Genomic DNA, 1036 nt, shown 5'->3' on the forward strand with positions numbered 1-1036 from the left:
GGCGATCCCGGGCGGCGGGTGGGAGCCGGCGGACCGGTCGCCCCGGGAGACCGCCCTGCGGGAGATCCGGGAGGAGCTGGGCTTCACGCCCCGGCTGGGACCGCTGGCCTGCGTGGACTGGGCGCTGCTGCGCCACGGCGACCTGCCGATCGTCGCGTACCTGTACTGGGCCGAGCCGCTGACGGCGGCGCAGGCGGCGGCGTTCCGGCCGGACGCGGCGGAGGTCGGCGGCTGGACCTGGCTGACGACGGAGCAGGCCGGGCACGCGCTGCCGCCCCGGTTGTCGCGCCGGGTGACGGCCTGCCTGCTGGCGCTGCGGGACGACGGGCCGCTGGAGCTGGAGGACAGCCGGCCGGTCGGGCACACGCTCCGGCTGCTACCCGCCGACGGGCCGGTGCCCGCGTACACCGGGCTGACCGCGGCGCCGGGGCTGACGCCGCAGACCGAGGAGCGGCCGGAGCCACCGATGGACCGGGAGACCTACTACGCCACCCGGCCGCGCATCCGGGCCAAGGCGCGGGCGCTGTTCACCGATGCCGCCGGCCGGGTCCTGCTGGTGCGGCTGCGGCCGTGGGACGGGCCGCGCGGGCAGGTCCCGTACTGGACGCTGCCGGGCGGCGGGGTCGAGGCGGACCGGGAGATGCCCCGGGCGGCGGCCCGGCGGGAGATCCGCGAGGAGCTCGGCTGGGAGGCCGAGCCGGGGCCGCTGCTGGCGCTGGACTGGCAGCCGGGTGCGGCGGCCGACCCGGCGGCGGACCCGGCGACCGGCCGGGACACCGCCGTCCTGGTGTACGTGTTCGACGGCGGCACGGTGACGGAGCGGATGCTCGGCTCCATCGTGCTGCCGGAGGAGGAGCTGGTGGAGTGGCGGCTCTGCGATCCGGCCGAGGCACGGGCGCTGCTGACCGGCCCGTCCTGGGACCGGACGGCCGCCGCGCTGGCCGCCCGGGAGCGGTCGGGCGGGCCGGCCGAGCTGGTGCGCGGGCAGGCCGCCGGGCCGGACCTGCCCCGGGGGTGAGCCCCGCCGGACGGAGCC

Annotated in this window: 1 protein-coding gene; it reads left to right on the forward strand. The window is 79.5% G+C overall.

The window, feature by feature from the left end; all coding sequences use genetic code 11:
* Window positions 1-1018, forward strand: a 1018-nt coding sequence (locus ACIQOV_RS42750; protein ID WP_401056699.1) for an NUDIX domain-containing protein, incomplete at its 5' end; no start/stop codon positions are given.
* Window positions 1019-1036: the final 18 nt, after the last annotated feature.

Source organism: Kitasatospora sp. NPDC091257, assembly GCF_044757675.1.
GTDB lineage: Bacteria > Actinomycetota > Actinomycetes > Streptomycetales > Streptomycetaceae > Kitasatospora > Kitasatospora lactacystinica.